The organism is Vibrio sp. 1401 (assembly GCF_033340295.1).
The window spans coordinates 1-596 of sequence record NZ_JAWOWF010000574.1 but is presented as its reverse complement, the minus strand read 5'-3'; the positions used below and the strand labels follow the sequence as shown (position 1 = coordinate 596).

The window sequence follows — 596 nt, the reverse complement described above, 5'->3', positions numbered from 1 at the left end:
GACATCAAAGCGACGATGGTGAGCTATTTCTATCGTGCAGATAAAGAATACGGTTCGCGTCTTGCTGAAGCGACCGATACCAATCTCTCGCAAGTGAAAAACAAAGCGATGATGTAAGGCGTAAAGTTTTGGCCTGCGGGAGAAGTATCTGCTCTTTTCTGCCCGAAAATCAGGGCTCCCGTAGGCCATTTTCTGTCATTTTTAATGAGGATGGGTGAATGAAAAACGTATTCTTGCTCAGCTCTGTACTATTTTCTTTGGGTTTATCTTTTAGCTTGTTTGCCTCTCAAGACAAACTCGAAACTCAATATCAATCCTTAGTAGAGCTCTTTTTTGATGCTGCGCGCATTGGTAACAATGAAGTGGTTGAAACCTTTGTATCGCAAGGTTTCCCGATTGATCAGCGCAACAACGAAAGTTACACCGCGCTAATGGTGGCGGCATATCAGGGTAATAAAGACACGGTACGGTTACTGCTCGACTCTGGAGCGAATGCCTGTTTACAAGACAAGCGTGGTAACACGGCCCTGATGGGGGCGCTGATTAAGCGCGAAATTAGTATAGCGAAAGACTTGTATCAAGCGGAATGTTCGCCC

The 596-nt window shown here is 45.5% G+C and carries 1 protein-coding gene; it reads left to right on the top strand.

Annotated elements, in window-relative coordinates:
- Positions 1–218: 218 nt before the first annotated feature.
- Positions 219–596 (top strand): ankyrin repeat domain-containing protein (locus R7Z77_RS26905; RefSeq protein WP_318137247.1); only part of this gene is annotated, 378 nt, incomplete at its 3' end.